Annotated in this window: 16 protein-coding genes; 13 read left to right on the top strand and 3 right to left on the bottom strand. The window is 76.1% G+C overall.

Features of this window, described 5'->3' with window-relative positions; genetic code table 11:
- Window positions 1–84: 84 nt before the first annotated feature.
- The 3 genes from ndhC to EPD83_RS08405 are packed head-to-tail and all read left to right on the top strand — an operon-like array spanning window position 85 to window position 1,438.
- The gene (gene ndhC, locus EPD83_RS08415) at window positions 85–450 is read left to right on the top strand and encodes an NADH-quinone oxidoreductase subunit A (RefSeq protein WP_128365604.1); all 366 of its coding nucleotides are present in this window, start codon (window positions 85–87) and stop codon (window positions 448–450) included.
- Window positions 447–1,028, top strand: coding sequence for an NADH-quinone oxidoreductase subunit B (locus EPD83_RS08410; RefSeq protein ID WP_128365605.1), 582 nt, complete (start codon window positions 447–449; stop codon window positions 1,026–1,028). The genes ndhC and EPD83_RS08410 overlap by 4 nt, the downstream gene beginning before the upstream one ends.
- Window positions 1,025–1,438, top strand: coding sequence for a DUF2568 domain-containing protein (locus EPD83_RS08405; RefSeq protein ID WP_165566462.1), 414 nt, complete (start codon window positions 1,025–1,027; stop codon window positions 1,436–1,438). Before EPD83_RS08410 ends, EPD83_RS08405 begins: the two co-directional genes overlap by 4 nt.
- Before the next feature lie 72 nt (window positions 1,439–1,510).
- Here the strand turns inward: EPD83_RS08405 and arr are convergent, their stop codons facing one another.
- Window positions 1,511–1,972 (bottom strand): NAD(+)--rifampin ADP-ribosyltransferase, encoded by a 462-nt coding sequence (gene arr, locus EPD83_RS08400; RefSeq protein WP_128368518.1) that lies wholly within the window; start codon window positions 1,970–1,972, stop codon window positions 1,511–1,513.
- 210 nt (window positions 1,973–2,182) lie between these two features.
- Here arr and EPD83_RS08395 point away from each other — a divergent pair, with 210 nt between their 5' ends.
- Genes EPD83_RS08395 through htpX form a run of 9 tightly spaced genes read left to right on the top strand, consistent with a single transcriptional unit; the run spans window position 2,183 to window position 10,851 of the window.
- Complete coding sequence (locus EPD83_RS08395) at window positions 2,183–2,704, top strand: NADH-quinone oxidoreductase subunit C (protein ID WP_128368517.1); 522 nt, start codon at window positions 2,183–2,185, stop codon at window positions 2,702–2,704.
- Window positions 2,701–3,657, top strand: coding sequence for a complex I subunit 1/NuoH family protein (locus EPD83_RS08390; protein WP_205859469.1), 957 nt, complete (start codon window positions 2,701–2,703; stop codon window positions 3,655–3,657). The genes EPD83_RS08395 and EPD83_RS08390 overlap by 4 nt, the downstream gene beginning before the upstream one ends.
- Window positions 3,654–4,289 (top strand): NuoI/complex I 23 kDa subunit family protein, encoded by a 636-nt coding sequence (locus tag EPD83_RS08385; RefSeq protein WP_235950416.1) that lies wholly within the window; start codon window positions 3,654–3,656, stop codon window positions 4,287–4,289. The genes EPD83_RS08390 and EPD83_RS08385 overlap by 4 nt, the downstream gene beginning before the upstream one ends.
- Window positions 4,286–4,813 (top strand): NADH-quinone oxidoreductase subunit J family protein, encoded by a 528-nt coding sequence (locus EPD83_RS08380; protein WP_165566460.1) that lies wholly within the window; start codon window positions 4,286–4,288, stop codon window positions 4,811–4,813. Before EPD83_RS08385 ends, EPD83_RS08380 begins: the two co-directional genes overlap by 4 nt.
- Window positions 4,810–5,124 (top strand): NADH-quinone oxidoreductase subunit NuoK, encoded by a 315-nt coding sequence (gene nuoK / locus EPD83_RS08375; RefSeq protein WP_128367838.1) that lies wholly within the window; start codon window positions 4,810–4,812, stop codon window positions 5,122–5,124. Before EPD83_RS08380 ends, nuoK begins: the two co-directional genes overlap by 4 nt.
- A complete protein-coding gene (locus EPD83_RS08370) occupies window positions 5,121–7,001 on the top strand; it encodes an NADH-quinone oxidoreductase subunit 5 family protein (protein ID WP_165566459.1) in 1,881 nt (626 codons plus the stop codon). The genes nuoK and EPD83_RS08370 overlap by 4 nt, the downstream gene beginning before the upstream one ends.
- On the top strand, window positions 6,992–8,470 hold the full coding sequence (locus EPD83_RS08365; protein ID WP_128368386.1) for a complex I subunit 4 family protein: 1,479 nt from the start codon (window positions 6,992–6,994) through the stop codon (window positions 8,468–8,470). The genes EPD83_RS08370 and EPD83_RS08365 overlap by 10 nt, the downstream gene beginning before the upstream one ends.
- Entirely contained in the window at window positions 8,467–9,921 is a 1,455-nt protein-coding gene (locus EPD83_RS08360; RefSeq protein WP_128367077.1) for a proton-conducting transporter transmembrane domain-containing protein, read from the top strand. Before EPD83_RS08365 ends, EPD83_RS08360 begins: the two co-directional genes overlap by 4 nt.
- 39 nt (window positions 9,922–9,960) lie before the next feature.
- Entirely contained in the window at window positions 9,961–10,851 is an 891-nt protein-coding gene (gene htpX / locus EPD83_RS08355) for a zinc metalloprotease HtpX (RefSeq protein ID WP_128367076.1), read from the top strand.
- A gap of 41 nt (window positions 10,852–10,892) precedes the next feature.
- Here the strand turns inward: htpX and EPD83_RS08350 are convergent, their stop codons facing one another.
- A complete protein-coding gene (locus EPD83_RS08350; protein WP_128367075.1) occupies window positions 10,893–11,681 on the bottom strand; it encodes a glucosamine-6-phosphate deaminase in 789 nt (262 codons plus the stop codon).
- Window positions 11,682–11,731: 50 nt separating this feature from the next.
- Here EPD83_RS08350 and pepN point away from each other — a divergent pair, with 50 nt between their 5' ends.
- Window positions 11,732–14,230 (top strand): aminopeptidase N, encoded by a 2,499-nt coding sequence (pepN, locus tag EPD83_RS08345; protein WP_165566458.1) that lies wholly within the window; start codon window positions 11,732–11,734, stop codon window positions 14,228–14,230.
- 22 nt (window positions 14,231–14,252) lie between these two features.
- Here the strand turns inward: pepN and EPD83_RS08340 are convergent, their stop codons facing one another.
- Window positions 14,253–15,431, bottom strand: a complete 1,179-nt coding sequence (locus EPD83_RS08340; RefSeq protein ID WP_235950415.1) for a zinc-binding dehydrogenase — start codon at window positions 15,429–15,431, stop codon at window positions 14,253–14,255.
- Window positions 15,432–15,819 lie beyond the last annotated feature (388 nt).

The raw sequence follows: 15,819 nt of genomic DNA, 5'->3' as shown, positions 1-15,819 counted from the left end.
ATGCTACGTCCGGGCCGCGGGCCGGCTCACCCGCGTCCCGCGCTGCGGCACGGACGTCGAAGCCCGCTCGCTAGGGTGGGCGCCGTGGAGGGCTACCTCGCGGTCGCGGCCGTCGTCCTCGCGGGCGTGCTGCTCGTGACGGCGGCGATGCTCGCGCGCCGGCTCGTCGCGCCCCGGGCCGCGACGCCGGCCGGGCGCACGACGTACGAGTCGGGGGTGGACCCCGTGGGCGCCGGCTGGGCCCAGTCGCAGGTGCGCTACCTCTCCTTCGCCTTCCTCTACGTCGTCTTCGCCGTCGACGCCGTCTACCTCTTCCCGTGGGCGCTGGTCCTGCGCGACGCCGACCTCGGGGTGGCCTCGCTCGTCGAGGTGCTCGTCTTCGTCGGGGTCGTCCTCCTCGGCCTGGTCCACGCCGCCCGCCGCGGCCTCCTGCGCTGGGACCTGCCGTGAGCGTCGACCTGCCCACGCCGAAGGTCGGCCCGGTCTCCCGGTACGCTCCCAAGCCGGTGCGCGTGGTGCTGAACTGGGGGCGGCGCTACTCGCTGTGGGTCTTCAACTTCGGGCTCGCGTGCTGCGCCATCGAGTTCATCGCGACGTCGATGGGCCGGCACGACTTCATCCGCCTCGGGGTCATCCCGTTCGCGCCCGGGCCGCGCCAGGCCGACCTCATGGTCGTGTCCGGCACGGTGACCGACAAGATGGCGCCGGCCATCCGGCGCCTCTACGACCAGATGCCCGAGCCGAAGTACGTCATCTCCTTCGGGGCCTGCTCCAACAGCGGCGGGCCCTACTGGGACAGCTACTCGGTGACCAAGGGCGTCGACCAGATCGTCCCCGTCGACGTCTACGTGCCCGGCTGCCCGCCGCGGCCCGAGGCGCTGCTCCAGGGCATCATCCGGCTGCAGGAGAAGATCGCCGACGAGCGGCTGAGCGGTCCCGCCATCGCCGCCCGCCGGGCCGGGCGCTTCGCCGGGCACCGGGCGGCCACCGCCGCCGACGTCACCCGCGGGCTGGTCGCCCGGCCGTGAGCGCCGACGGACCGCCGCGCGGCCCCGCCCACGACGCCGCGGCCATCTCGACGCCCGCGCTCCTGCTGCTGGCGGTCGCCGCCTTCGTCACCGAGCTCGCCCTCTTCGGCGGGGTGGGGGTCGTCGTCCACGACCTCGTCGGCGGGGGCGTCGCCGGCTGGGTCGCCGGAGCGGTCGCCGTCGGGCTCGTCCTGCTCCTGTGGGGGAGGTTCATGGCGCCGAAGGGCGCGCGGCGGCTCGCGGCCGGCCCGCGCTCGGCGGTGGCCGCCGTGCTCGTCGTCGCCGTGGCGGCCAGCCTCGCCGTCAGCGGTCACGCCGCGTGGGCCTGGGTCGTCGGGCTGCTCGGCGTCGTCGTCGTCGCGGCTCAGTCCGTCCTGCACCGGCCGGTGGACCCGACTCCGCAGGACTGAGGCACGGAGGGTGGGCGGACCCGACGGTTCCGGGATCGGGCGAGAGTCTGGGGCCGCGGCCCGGGGACGCGCCTAGTCCTCGATGACGGCGAGCCCCTGCTCCCGCAGCCGGGACAGGCTGTCGAGCATCGTCGCGAGCGCCTCGGGGGAGTGCGCCTCCCAGTCGCGCAGCTCGGAGACCACCCGCAGCGGGGTGCGGGCCCGGAAGGAGCGCGTGGGGTTGCCGGGGAAGCGCTTGTCCGTGACGTTGGGGTCGTCCTCGAAGGGGCCCGTCGGCTCGACGACGTAGACGTGGCCCCGGTCCTCGCGGCCGCGCAGCGCGGCGGCCAGCTGGGCGCCCCACGCGGCCGTCGCGACGAGCGAGGTGAAGTAGACGTGGTTCATCACCCGGGTCGTCTCGACGTTCGACCGGTGCCCGGGGACCAGCTCGGCTCCGGGCTCCAGGAGCGCTGCCGTCCCGTGGTAGAAGGGGCCGCCGATCCCGTCGCAGGAGTCGTAGGTGACGCGCGGGTGGTCGCTCGAGGGCTCCTGCACGGCGGGGCTCCTCGGACGGTCGGGGCTGCTGCTGCTGTCGGGCCAGACCCTAGCGCCCGCTCGCGCTGGACGGGCCGTCCTCCGGGCGTCAGGGGGAGGACCTGCGCGCCGGAAGCTTCGGGTTCGCCGGGGAACGGAGGGTGGGCGAACCCGAGGGTCGCGGGATCAGGCGAGAAAGTGGGGGCGCGGGGGCTCGCTAGAGTGCCGGGCGTGGTCGACGAGGCGAGGACGGTGGAGCGCGCGGCGTGGCGCGGGGCCGTCGCCGCGGCCCGTGACGAGGGCTTCGCCTTCCTCGACTGGCTGAGCGCCGTCGACCGCACCTACGACGAGGCCGCCCCCGGTTACGACGTCGTCTGCCACCTCTACGACGTCCGGTCGCCCGGTGCGCTGCGCGGCCTCCTCCTCACGACCCGCCTCGCCGACGGTGAGGCCCTCCCGTCCGTCACCGGCGTCTTCCCCGGCGCCGCCTGGCACGAGCGCGAGACCCACGAGATGTTCGGCATCGACGTCGAGGGCTTCGACGACGGCACCGGCCTCGGCCTGCGCCCGCTCCTGCTGCCCGACGGCTTCGAGGGGACGCCGCTGCGCAAGTCCTTCCAGCTCGCCGCCCGCGCGAGCCGGCCCTGGCCGGGCGGCAAGGAGCCGGGGGAGGGCCACGAGTCCTCCCGCTCGCCGAGCCGCCGCCGCGTCCAGGCACCCGGCGTCCCGCCGCCGGAGTGGGGTCCGCGGTGACGCTGCTCGAGGCCGCCCTGCGCGCGGTCGCCGCCCTCGCCGCCTTCCTCGTCCTGCCGCTGCTCGTCGGCCAGGCCGAGCACAAGGTCATGGCCCACATGCAGGGCCGCCTGGGCCCGATGTACGCCGGCGGCTTCCACGGCTGGGCCCAGCTCGTCGCCGACGGCGTGAAGTTCCTCCAGAAGGAGGACGTGACCCCGGCCGCCGCCGACCGCTGGGTCTTCCGGCTGGCCCCCGCGGTCGCCCTCGTGCCCTACCTGCTGGCGCTCGCCCTCGTCCCGGTCCACCCGGGCCTCGCCGCGGTGGACGTGCCGGGCTCGGTGCTCCTCGTCCTCGCCGCGACGTCGGTCGGCGCGCTCGGCACCCTCATGGCCGGCTGGTCCAGCGCGAACAAGTACTCCCTCATCGGCGGGCTGCGGGCCGCCGCCCAGCTCGTCTCCTACGAGCTGCCGCTCGTCCTCGCCGTCGCGTCGGTCGCCCTGGCCGGCGGCTCGCTCTCGCTCGTCGCGCTCGCGGACGCCTGGAGCCCGTGGTGGCTGCTCTGGCAGCTGCCGGGGGCGGTCGTCTTCCTCGTCGCCGGCGCCGCGGAGCTGCAGCGCCCGCCCTTCGACATGCCGGTGGCCGACGCCGAGCTCGTCATGGGCGCCTGGACCGAGTACACCGGCCTGCGCTTCGCCTTCTTCCTCCTCGCCGAGTACGCCGGCATCGTCGTCGTCTCCCTCCTCTTCGCGGTGCTGTGGCTCGGCGGCTGGCACGGCCCCGTCCCGGACGCGCTCGGCTGGCTGTGGACGCTGCTCAAGGGGCTCGCCGTCGCGCTCGTCGTCGTCTGGGTGCGGGTGGCGTGGCCGCGGCTGCGCGAGGACCAGCTGCAGCGCCTGGCCTGGCTGTGGCTCGTGCCGCTGGCGCTGGCGCAGCTCGTGCTCACCGGCACCGGGGTGGTGCTGGGCTGGTGAGCGAGAAGCACCGCGGCCGCCACGAGCAGCCGAAGGACACCCGCGGCTCGGGCGGGCTGCCCGGCGTCCTCAAGGGCTTGGCCACGACGGCCCGCACCGCCATGCGGCCGGCGCACACCGCGGAGTACCCGGACGTCGCGCCGAGCCTCCCGCCGCGCAGCCGCGGCGTCATCGCGCTGCTGGAGGAGAACTGCACCTCGTGCATGCTCTGCGCCCGCGAGTGCCCGGACTGGTGCATCCACATCGACTCGCACAAGGAGACCGTCCCGGCCCCCACGCCCGGCGGCCGCGAGCGGCAGCGCAACGTCCTGGACCGCTTCGCCATCGACTTCTCCCTGTGCATGTACTGCGGCATCTGCATCGAGGTCTGCCCCTTCGACGCGCTGTTCTGGAGCCCGCAGTTCGAGTACGCCGAGACCGACATCCGCGACCTGCTGCACGAGAAGGAGCGCCTGGGGGAGTGGATGGCCACCGTGCCGCCGCCGCCCGCCCTCGACGACAAGGCCGCCGAGCCGGCCGAGGTCGCCGCCGCGAACCGGCCGGCGCGCACCCCGCGGGCGCCCGGGGGCGCGGCGGCGGCCCGTCCGCCCCGCACCGTCCGTCCGAAGGTCGTGCGGGAGGACCCGACGTGACCGCGCTCGACACCGCCTTCGCGGCGAGCGGCGTGCTCGCGGTGGTCGGCGGTCTCCTCGCCGTGACCACGCGCCACGTCGTCCACGCCGCGCTCTGGCTCGTCGTCGCCCTGCTCGGGGTGGCCGGCGCGCTGCTCGTCCTCGGGGCCGAGCTCGTCGCGCTCGTGCTCGTCCTCGTCTACGTCGGCGCCGTCGTCGTCCTCGTCCTCTTCGCGCTCATGCTCACCCGGGCCCCGGTCGGACCCGACCTCGCGCACACCGTCGGCCCCTGGCGACGCCTCGGCTCCGGGCTGCTCGGCCTGGCGAGCGCCGGGCTGCTCGCCACCGTCCTCGTGCCGCTGGCCGACGGCACCGTGCAGCGCGCCGACGTCGGCTCCCAGCAGGTCGCCGGGCAGCTGTTCGGCACCTGGGTCTGGCCCTTCGAGCTGCTCTCGCTCCTGCTGCTCGCCGCCCTCGTCGGGGCACTGGCGGTCGCCCGCCGCCCGGACGCCGGCGCCCCTTCCCGGCGGAGGGGGGCGTCGTGATCCACACCCTCGGCCCGGTGCTCCTGGCGTCGCTGCTCGTCGGTCTCGGCGTCACCGGCATCGCCGGGCGCCGCAACGCCGTCCTCGTCCTCGTCGGGGTCGAGCTCGTCCTCTCCGGGGCGCTCGTCCTCCTCGTGGCCACCCAGGCCGCCGGTGCGGACCGCTGGGCGGCCGGCAGCGTCCTGCCGCTCTTCGTCGTCACCATCGCCGCGGCCGAGGTCGTCGTCGCGCTCGCGGTGGTCCTCGCGGTCTTCCGGCAGCGGGGGAGCATCGACCTCGACGCCCGCAGCGACGCGGAGCCGGGCGCGTGACCCCCTGGGTGCTCGTCGGCGTGCCGGCACTCGCGGCTCTCGTCGGCCTGGCCGTGCGCGCCGACGACCGGGTCGCGCGGTTCGCCGCCGTCGCGCCCGGCGGGTTCACGCTGCTCGTCGCGGTCGTCGGCTGGGCCGAGGCCGACGGCAGCACCCTCACCGAGGGCCCGGGGCTCCGGGCCGGGGCCCTCGCCGTCCCGCTGGACCTCGTCCTGGACCCCACCCGGGCGGCCCTGGCCACCGTCGTCGTCCTCGTCGCGCTCGCCGTCCAGGTGTACTCGACGTGGTACCTGGCGACCGACGACCGCTACGGGCAGTTCGCGGCCACCGTGTCCCTGTTCACCGCCGCGATGCTCCTCGTCGTCCTCTCCGCCGACCTCGTGCTCACCCTCGTCGGGTGGGAGGTCATGGGCTGGTGCTCCTACCTCCTCGTCGGGCACTGGTCGCGGCGGCCGTTCGCCCGCCGCGCCGCCCTCAAGGCCTTCCTCGTCACCCGGGTCGCCGACGTCGGGGTCGTCCTCGCGTTCGTCGGTCTCGCCGCGGGGGCGACGAGCACCTCGATCCCGGACGTCGTCTCGGCCTGGGTGCAGCCCACCGACTGCATCGACGCCGCGCTCGGGCAGGGCCTCTACCCGAGCGAGGCCTTCGCCGCCTGCTCCGCCCCGGACGGCCGGCTGCGCGCCGTGCTGCTCGTCCTGCTCGTCGTCGGCGTGCTCGGCAAGTCCGCCCAGGTGCCGTTCCAGGACTGGCTCGCCGACGCCATGGAGGGCCCGACGCCCGCCAGCGCGCTCATCCACGCCGCGACGATGGTCGCCGCCGGCACCGTCGTCCTCGGCTCGCTCTACCCGGCCCTGGCCGACAGCCCGACGGCGCGCTGGGTGCTCGGCGTCGCGGTGTCGGTGACGATGCTGTTCGCCGCGCTGCTCGCGTTCGCCCAGAGCGACCTCAAGCGGATGCTCGCCTGGTCGACGGTGAGCCAGGTCGCCGTCGTGCTCTCCGCGGTCGCCGCCGCCCCACCCGAGGCCGGGCCGGACGCCGGCCTGCTGCACCTGTTCGCGCACGCGCTCTTCAAGTCACTGCTCTTCCTCGCCATCGGCTGGGCCGCCCTGGCCGCGGGTGACACCGCGGCCACCGCCCTGCGCGGCAGCGCGGGGGCGGCCCCGGTGCTGCGCAGCGCCTTCCTCGTCGGCTTCCTCTCCCTCGCCGGGGTGCCGCTCGTCGTCGTCGGCGGGCTGTCCAAGGAGAACGTCCTCGCGGTCTCCTGGGACGGGGCGGTGGGCTCCGACGGGCCGGGGGTGCTCGTCCTCGTCGCGCTCGTCGTCACCTCGGCGGTCACCGCCGCCTACAGCGTCCGCGGCTACCTCGTCCTCACCGCGCACGTCCGCCGGGCGCCGTCGGCGGCCGGCGTCACCGCCGCCGTCCGGGCCGTCCTGTGGACCCTCGCCGGGCTCACCGTCCTCGGTGGGCTCGTCGTCCTCACCGGCGCCTTCACCGTCGAGCCCATGTCGCCGCTCTGGGTGCTGCTGTCGGTCCTCGTCATCGGCGTCGGCGTGGCCGTCGCCCTGCGCGGCGGGCTGGACCGCGACCCCGCCGAGGTCCTGGCCCGCCGCCTCACCCCGGCCGCCGACCGCGGCCTCGGGGCCGACCTGCTCTACCGGCGGCTCGTCGCCCGGCCGGTGCTGCGGCTGGCCCGGGTCGTCGCCTTCGTCGACACCGAGGTCGTCGACGGCTACGTGCGAGCCGCCGCCGTCGGCACCCGCGCCGCCGGGTGGGCCGGCGACCGCCTGCACCGGGGCGAGCGGCCGAGCGCCGGCGTCGGCCTCGTTCTCGCCGCCGTCGTTCTGCTCGGCCTCGCGGGGGTGCTCGCATGGTCGTGAGCCTGCTGCTCGCGCTGCCGGCCGCGGCCGGGCTGTGGCTGCTCACCGGTGCCCGTGGGCTCGACGTCCGCCCGGCCCGCCGGACCGCGCTCGCCGCGGCCGTCGGCACGCTGGTGCTGGCCGTCGCCGTCGTCGTCGCCGACTCGGCGGTCGACCGGCCCTGGCTGCCCGAGCTCGGGGTGCGCTGGTCCTTCGGGGTCGACGGCGTCTCGGTCCCGCTCGTGCTGCTCACGGCGGCGGTCGGGGTGCTCGTCGCCGGCCACGCCTGGGTCGAGGTCCCGGCCGGCGGCTCGCCCGCGACGTTCCTCGGCTGCCTCCTTCTCGTCGAGGCCGGCGCGCTCGCCACCTTCACCGCCCGCGACGCCGTCCTCTTCTTCGTCGCCTTCGAGGTCGTCCTCGTCCCGATGTGGCTGCTCATCTCCCGGTACGGCGACGGGCACGACCCGCGGGCCCGCACCGGGGCCGCGCAGCGCTTCGTCCTCTACACCGCCGTCGGCTCCACGGTGATGCTCGTCGGCATCCTCCTGCTCGTGGCCCGCGCCGGGACCTCCGACCTCGTCGCGCTCGCCGCGGCCCGGGGGTCCGGCCTCGGCGGGGCCGGCTTCGCGGTGGCGCTGCTGCTCGTCGTCGGCCTGGCCGTCAAGGTGCCGGTGTTCCCGCTGCACACCTGGCTGCCGCCGGCCCACACGACGGCGCCGACGGCCGGGTCGGTGCTCCTCGCCGCCGTGCTGCTGAAGATGGGGACCTACGGGCTCGTCCGGCTGCCCGTGTCCGTCACCCCGGACGGCGTCGCCACCCTCGCGCCGGCGCTCGCCGTCGCCGGCACGGTCGGCATCCTCTGGGGCGGGCTCGTCTGCCTCGTCGAGCGCGACCTCAAGCGCCTCGTCGCCTACTCGTCGGTGGCGCACATGGGCTTCGTCGTCCTCGCCCTGGCCACCGGGTCCGAGACCGGGCTGCAGGCCGCGCTCTACGGCAACGTCGCGCACGGGGCGGTCTCGGCGCTGCTCTTCGTCCTTGTCGGCGGGCTCAAGCAGCGGTGGGGCTCGGTCGACCTCGCGGTGCGACGGCCGGCCCTGCGCGAGACCTCGCCCCGGCTCGGCTTCCTCCTGCTCCTCGGGCTCGCCGCGAGCCTCGGCCTGCCCGGTCTCGCCGGGTTCTGGGGCGAGTGGCTCGCGCTCTACGCCGCCTGGGTCCCGGCGGGCGACCGGCCCCGGGTCGTGTTCGTCACCTGCGCGGTGCTGGCGGCGGTCGGGGCCGCCCTCGCCGCGGCCTACGCCCTGCGCGTCGCGGGGATCGTCTGGGCCGGGGACCGCCCGGACCCCGAGGCCGCCCGCACCCCGGACACCACCGGCCCGGAGCGCTGGGTCCTCGGGGTGCTCGCCGTCGCCGTCGTCGCGCTCGGGGTCGCGCCGATGGTCCTCCTCACGACCACCGGCGACGCCGTCGCCCGGATCGTCGGGGCCCGATGAGCGCCCTCGTCACCGTCGACCCCCTCGTCCTCGCCCCCGCGCTGGCGCCGGCCGTCGGCGTCGTCCTCGTCCTCCTCGGCGACGCGCTGCTGCCGCGCCGGGGCGGCGGGCGGTGGGCGCTGCCCGCGGCGGCGGCCGTCCTCGTCGTCGGGGCGGTCGCGGCCGCCACCGGGCCCCTGCGGGCCGGCGGCGCGACACTGCGGACGCTGTGCCTGCCCGCCCCCGACGGCGCCTGCCTGTGGACCGCCGACCCGCGCACCTCGGCCCTCCAGACCGGCGTCCTGCTCGCGGCCGCCGCCGCGCTCGCCGTCCGGCACGACGGTCGACCCCGGCCGCGCGACGGCGCGGTCACGGCGACGCTGCTGCTCGCGGCGACCACCGGCGGCGTCGCCGTCGCCGCCGCCCGCGACCTCGGGAGCTGGCTCGTGGCGCTGGAGCTCGCCACGGTCCCCGCCGTCGCCCTCGTCGCGCTGCGCGGCACCCGCCCGGCCGCGCACGCCGCCCTGAGCCTGCTGGTCACCTCGCTCGTGTCGTTCGCGCTGCTCGTCCTCGGGGCGGCCCTCTGGCTCACGGCGACCGGCGACGCCGCGTTCGCGTCCGACACCGCGGGTCTGGCCTGGACCGACCCGCAGCGGCGCGCGGTCCTCGTCCTCGCGCTCGTCGTCCTCGTCGCCGGGCTGGGGTTCAAGCTCTCGCTCGTGCCCTTCCACGCCTGGACCCCGCAGGCCTACGCGCACGCCGACCTCGGCACGGCGCTCTTCCTCGCGGCGGCCTCGAAGCTGTCGGCCGCGGCCGCGCTGCTCGTGCCGGTCTCGGCCCTCGCCGGCGCGCAGATCGGCGGCCTCGCCCCCACCGCCGTCCTGGCCGCCCCGGCGCTGGCCTCGCTCGGGCTCGGCACCGTCGTCGCGCTGCGCCAGCGGGACCCGGCCCGGCTGCTCGCCTGGTCGACGGTGGCGCAGGCCGGGTGGGTCCTCGTGCCGCTCACCGCCCCCACCGCCGAGGGACTGCGGGCCTCGGCGGCCTACGTCCTCGTCTACGCCACCGCGACCACCGTGGCCTTCGCCGCGCTCGCCCGCACCGGTGCGCGCAGCCTCGAGGACCACCGCGGGCTGGTGCGCCGCGACCCGCTGGCCGGCGGCGCGCTCGCCCTGGCGCTGCTCGTCCTCGCCGGGCTGCCGCCGGGTGTCGTCGGGCTCGTCGTCAAGGTGCTCGCGCTGGCGCCGCCCGTCGCCGCGGGGCTCTGGCCGGTGGCGCTCGTCGGGGTGCTCGCCGTCGTCGTCGGGCTCGCGGTCTACCTGCGGTGGTTCGCGGTGCTGCTGGCGCCCGCCCCGGACGAGGGCGGCGCACGGCCGGCCCGCCCGCGCTCCACCGCCGTCGTCCTCGTCCTCGGGACCGCGGTGCTCGCCCTGACGAGCGCGCTGCCGCACCTGCTGCTCGGCTCGCTCGGCTAGGCGCGGAACCGAATCGCCTCCCGGCAGCGTTCACCCGACATGCACAACCACTTCAACGGGCTGAAGACGGCGGCCCTGTTCGGCGGGCTGTGGGCGATCCTCCTCGGCATCGGCTACTTCATCGCCGTGCGGACCGGCAGCAGCGTCTTCATCCTGCTCTTCGCCCTCATCGCGGTCGGGACCAGCGCCTACGGCTACTGGAACTCCGACAAGCTCGCCATCAAGGCGATGCACGCCTACCCCGTCACCGAGGCCCAGGCCCCCGCGATGTACCGCATCGTCCGCGAGCTCTCGACCCGCGCCGGCAAGCCGATGCCGCGGCTGTTCGTCTCGCCGACCCAGGCCCCCAACGCCTTCGCGACCGGCCGGAACCCGGAGAACGCCGCCGTCTGCTGCACCGAGGGCATCCTCGGCCTCCTCGACGAGCGCGAGCTGCGCGGCGTCCTCGGCCACGAGCTCATGCACGTGTACAACCGCGACATCCTCACCGCCTCCGTCGCCGGGGCCATCGCCGGTGTCATCTCGACCATCGGTCAGTTCCTGTCCTTCGGCATGATCTTCGGGGGCGGCGACCGCCGCGACGGCGGCAACCCGCTGGCCGGCCTGGCCCTGGCCATCCTCGCGCCGATCGCGGCGATGTTCGTCCAGATGGCGATCTCCCGGACCCGCGAGTACGACGCCGACGAGGACGGCGCGAGCCTCACCGGCGACCCCCTGGCCCTGGCGAGCGCCCTGCGCAAGCTGGAGTCCGGGACCGCCCGGGCCCCGCTCGCCCCGTCGCGGCAGCTCGTCAACGCCAGCCACATGATGATCGCCAACCCGTTCCGGGCCCAGGACGTCTCGCGGCTCATGGCCACCCACCCGCCGATGGCCGAGCGCATCGCCCGCCTGGAGCAGATGGCCTACGGCCACCGCATCGACCCCTCCTGAGGGCGACCCGCCCTCCACAGGGCGGGAGTGAGGGGTGAGGGTCAGGACTCCGGGAGGCCGGCGGCGGAGTCGTCGTAGTACTGCCGGTTGCGCAGCCCCGCGGCGGCGTCCTCGTCGAGGCAGACGACGGTGTCGGGGTGCCACTGGAGCACCGAGGCCGGCACCGACGCCGTGAGCGGGCCCTCCAGGGCGGCGGCGACGGCGTCGGCCTTGCCGTCGCCGGTGGCGACGAGGACGAGGCGGCGGGCGTCGAGGATCGTCCCGAGGCCCTGGGTGAGGCAGTGCGTCGGGACGTCGTCGGCGCCGGGGAAGAAGCGGGCGTTGTCGCGGCGGGTGCGGGCCGAGAGGCGCTTGACCCGGGTGCGCGAGGCGAGGGCCGACCCGGGCTCGTTGAAGCCGAGGTGGCCGTTGGCGCCGATGCCGAGGATCTGCACGTCGACGCCTCCGAGCGCCGCGATCCGGGCCTCGTAGTCGGCGGCCGCCCGCTCCAGGGCGTCGAGGTCGGCGACCGAGCCGTCGGGGACGGCGAGCCGCTCGGGGGCGAGGCCGACGACGGAGCACACCTCGCGCAGCAGCACCTGCCGGTAGCCCTCGGGGTGACCCGGGGGCAGCCCGACGTACTCGTCGAGGGCGACGCCGTGGGTGTCGGCGAAGTCCGCACGCCCCTGCGCGACGGCCCGCCCGAGCGCGCGGTAGAGCCCCAGCGGCGAGGAGCCGGTGGCGAGGCCGAGGACGGGTGCGGGGCCGGCGGCGCGGGCCAGGCCGTCGAGGACGGCGGCGGCGGCACGCTCGGCGGCCTGCTCGGGACCGGGTGCGACGAGGACCTCCATCGCCGCCAGCCTAGGCCCCCGCGCCCGGTGGGTCTGGTTGGCTGGGGTCCATGCCGTCCCTGACCCGCGACGAGGCCGTCGCCCGTGCCCGCCTGCTCCGCGTCGACGCCGCGGAGGTCGACCTCGACCTGGACCGCGGGGCGGAGGAGTTCGGCTCGCGCACCGTGCTGCGCTTCACCTGCCACGAGCCCGGCGCCGACACCTTCCTCGACCTCGCGCCCGTGCGGCTGCACCGGGTCGTCCTCAACGGCACCGAGCTCGACCCCGCCGACCTGGCCGACCGCCGGCTCCCGCTCACCGGACTCGCCGCCGAGAACGTCCTCACCGTCGAGGCCGACATGTCCTTCGGGCACGACGGCCAGGGCCTGCACCGGTCCACCGACCCGGCCGACGACGAGGACTACGTCTACGGCCACCTCTTCCTCGACGCCGCCCCCCGCGTCTTCGCCTGCTTCGACCAGCCCGACCTCAAGACGCCCTACACCGTGCGCGTCACCGTGCCCCGGCACTGGAGCGTCGTCGGCAACGGCGCCGCCCGCGAGGTCGAGCCCGGCCGCTGGCAGCTGGCCACGACGAGACCGCTCTCGACGTACTTCGTCACCGTCTGCGCCGGGCCGTGGGTGTCGGTCACGGCCGAGCACGACGGCGTCCCGCTCGGCATCCACGCCCGCCGCTCGCTGCAGGACGCGCTGCGCGCCAACGCCCCCCGCCTGCTCGACGTCACGACCCGCTGCCTCGACGGCTACCAGCGGCTGTTCGACATCCGGTACCCGTTCGGGGAGTACCACCAGGTCTTCGTGCCGGAGTTCAACGCCGGCGCGATGGAGAACCCCGGCTGCGTGACGATCCGCGACCCCTACCTCTTCCGCGGCGCGGCGACGCCGGACCAGGTGTTCGCCGTCGACAACACCGTCGCGCACGAGATGGCGCACATGTGGTTCGGCGACCTCGTGACGATGCGCTGGTGGGACGACCTGTGGCTCAACGAGTCCTTCGCCGAGTACATGGCCTACCGGATGTGTGTCGAGGTCCTCGGCCTCGACGAGGCGTGGGTCGAGTTCGGGATGGTCCGCAAGCAGTGGGGCTACGCCGCCGAGCGCTCGCCGAGCACCCATCCCGTCGCCGGCTCGCCCGCGCCGGACGCGCTGTCGGCGCTGCAGAACTTCGACGGCATCTCCTACGCCAAGGGCGCCTCGGTGCTGCGCCAGCTCATCGCCCACATCGGCGACGACGCGTTCGTCGCGGGCGTCCGCGACCACCTGGAGTCGCACGCCTTCGGCAACGCCGACCTCGGCGAGTTCCTCGGCGCGATGGCCCGGGCCGCCGGCCGGCCCCTCGACGACTGGGCCGTCGCCTGGCTCGGCACCGCCGGCGCCGACCGGCTGGCGCTCGACCGCGCCGGCACCCTCACCCGCACCGTCCCGGCCGACCACCCGGCGCGCCGTCCGCACACCCTCGACGTCGCGGCCTTCGCCGCCGACGGGGCGCCCGCGCTACGCGAGACGGTGACCCTCGGGGCCGACGACGACACCGTCGCCGTGCCCGGCCTGGCGCAGGCGGACGTGAGTGCGCTGCTCGTCCCGAACGCCGCCGACCTCACCTGGGCCGAGGTCGTCCTCGACGAGGCGACCCTCGCGGCCCTCCCGGACACCATGGCCGACCTGCCCGACCCCGTGGCGCGGCAGGTCCTGTGGGTCGCGCTGCTCGGCGGCGTCCACCGTGGCGACGTCGACCCGCGGCTGCTGCTCGACGTCGTCGACGCCGCCTGGGCCCGCGAGGACCAGCCCACGGTGCTGCAGCGCGTCGGCCTGGCCGTGACGGGCACCGTGGCGCCGGTCTTCCTGCCGCCGGACGAGGCGCCGGACGCGCTGGCCCGGATGGCGGCGGCCGCCGACGAGCTCGCGGCCCGGGTGGCCGGGGCGTCGGGCTCCGAGGCCGACGGCACCGCCCTTGTCGCCGCCCGGACCTCGGCCCGTTCCAGCACCGACGTCGCGCGCCTGCGGGGCTGGGCCGCCGGCGACGGCCTGCCGGACGCGCTCGTCGGCGACGACGACTTCCGTTGGCTCGTCCTGCGGCGGCTGTCCGCGCTGGACGCCCTCGACGACGCCGCGCTGGCCGAGGCCGAGGCCGCCGACCGGTCCCTGGCCGGCCGGCTCGCCGCGCACGGCGTGCGGGCGGTGCGGCCGACCGAGGAGGCCAAGACCGCGACCTGGGACCGGCTCCGCGACGACGCCTCGCTGTCGAACTACGAGGCGCTGGAGATCGCCCGCGGCTTCTGGGCGAGCCCGGACCCCGACCTCGTCCGGCCCTACGTCGGGCGGGTCGGCGACTGCCTCGCCCGCCTGGACGACCGGATGGGCGAGGACGCGGTGTCGCGGGTCGCGACGGCGCTCTTCCCGCTGACCGTCGTCGAGGACGCGACCCTCGAGGCGTCCGCCGCGATCCTCGCCCGCGACGACCTCTCGCCGGGCGTCCTGCGCTCGGTCCTCGACGCCGACCACGTGCTGAGCGAGGCCCTGGCCAGCCGGGCCCGCTTCGACCCCCGCTGAACGGTCCCGGCGGGCGGGGCGCTCAGGGCAGGAGGACGAGCTTGCCGACGTGTCGCCGGGACTCCAGCTCCTGCTGGGCCTGCGCGGCGTCCGCGAGCGGGAAGGTCCGCGCGACGACGGGCCGCACCTCGCCGCGGCGGGCGATGCCGACGAGCAGGTCGAAGTGCGCGGGGGTGTGCATGGTCGAGCCGAGCAGCACCCGGTTGCGCAGGTAGAGCCGGCGGACGTCGAGGGTGACCTCGGGGCCGCCGAGGGCACCGGCGACGACCCAGCGCCCGCCGTCGCGCAGCGTCTCGACGCCGGCCTCGAGGGTCTCGCCGGCGACGACGTCGACCGCGACGTCGATGCCGTCCGGTGCGGCCTCGCGGACCTGCTCGGTGAGCGACCCGGCGGTGCGGTCGAGGACGACGTCGGCCCCGGCGTCGCGCACCGCGTCCAGCGACGCGGTGCTGCTCAGCGCGAGGACCCGGGCGCCGCGGGCCGCGCACAGCTGGACGGCGGCGAGCCCCACGCCGCCGGAGGACCCGGTGACGAGGACGGTGTGCCCGGCCCGGACGCCGCCGCGCTCGACCATGCCGAGCGCGGTGCCGTAGGCGATGGGCAGGCAGGCGAGCTCGGCGTCGGTGAGCGGTGAGCCGTCCACCCGGTGCACGCGCTCGGCCGGCAGGACGCAGAACTGGGCGTAGCCGCCGTCCCGCTCGCTGCCGAGGATGTCGACGGGGTGGGCGTCGGGGCCGTCGCCGTCGTAGACCGCGGGGTCGACGAGCACCCGCGCGCCGACGAGCGCGTCGTCACCTCCCGGGCCCACGGCGGCGACGGTGCCGGCGACGTCACCGCCCTGGATCCGCGGCAGGTTCATCGGCCCCAGCCATCCGGCCGGCGGCCCGGGACGCCCGTAGGCGCCCTCGCGGGTCCAGACGTCGGTGTTGTTGAGGGCCGCGGCCGCGACCTGGACGAGCACCTGACCGGGGCCGGGCTCCGGCCGCGGCACCTCACGGACCTCGAGCACCTCGGGCCCGCCGTGCCGGGTCAGCAGCACCGCCCGCATCGTCGCCGCGTCGGCCATCGTCGTCCCTCTCTCGGTGCCGGCCGAGGAGGCCGGTGCCCGGGCCCAGCCTAGGGAGACCGAGCGGCCCGGGTCGGCCGCAACGGTGACCACGCGGGTGCGCCGGGTGACACCGGAGCCGGTGGCCGGGGACACGAGATCGGCTTGCCGCCCTCTGCCGTCCACCCCGGTGACTACCCCCGGGTAGGAGATGCATCCGGATCGGAGGGGATCCGTTCCACTGCGGGAGCGTTTCCCACGAGGGACATTGTTCGACGTCCGCCCTCTGACTTCTGGCTTCCGCCTCCATTCTCCCGCCTCCCGCCTCAGTGGGTGCCCCCGGTGAGAGATGCGTCCGAATCGGAAGCGATTCGTTCCGCTGCGGGAGCGTTTGCCGTGAGGGACCCCATCCGACGTCCGACAGCGTCCCGTGGAGTGGTGGGGTTTGGGGTGACGGCGCGGCTCTCTGACTGAAGGGGGCCACCGGCGAGATTCTCGATGTGTACCGCCAAGTACTCGTCGAGAAGGAGCCTCACCGATGGCC

Origin of the sequence: Phycicoccus flavus (assembly GCF_004025965.2) — a bacterium.
GTDB lineage: Bacteria > Actinomycetota > Actinomycetes > Actinomycetales > Dermatophilaceae > Phycicoccus > Phycicoccus flavus.
This window is presented reverse-complemented; position numbering and strand designations above follow the sequence as displayed.

Coding starts and splice junctions, on each gene's coding strand:
- EPD83_RS08365 (WP_128368386.1), top strand. CDS start 6,992: ATGGTCGTGAGCCTGCTGCTCGCGCTGCCGGCCGCGGCCGGGCTGTGG.
- EPD83_RS08350 (WP_128367075.1), bottom strand. CDS start 11,681: ATGGAGGTCCTCGTCGCACCCGGTCCCGAGCAGGCCGCCGAGCGTGCC.
- htpX (WP_128367076.1), top strand. CDS start 9,961: ATGCACAACCACTTCAACGGGCTGAAGACGGCGGCCCTGTTCGGCGGG.
- pepN (WP_165566458.1), top strand. CDS start 11,732: ATGCCGTCCCTGACCCGCGACGAGGCCGTCGCCCGTGCCCGCCTGCTC.
- EPD83_RS08360 (WP_128367077.1), top strand. CDS start 8,467: ATGAGCGCCCTCGTCACCGTCGACCCCCTCGTCCTCGCCCCCGCGCTG.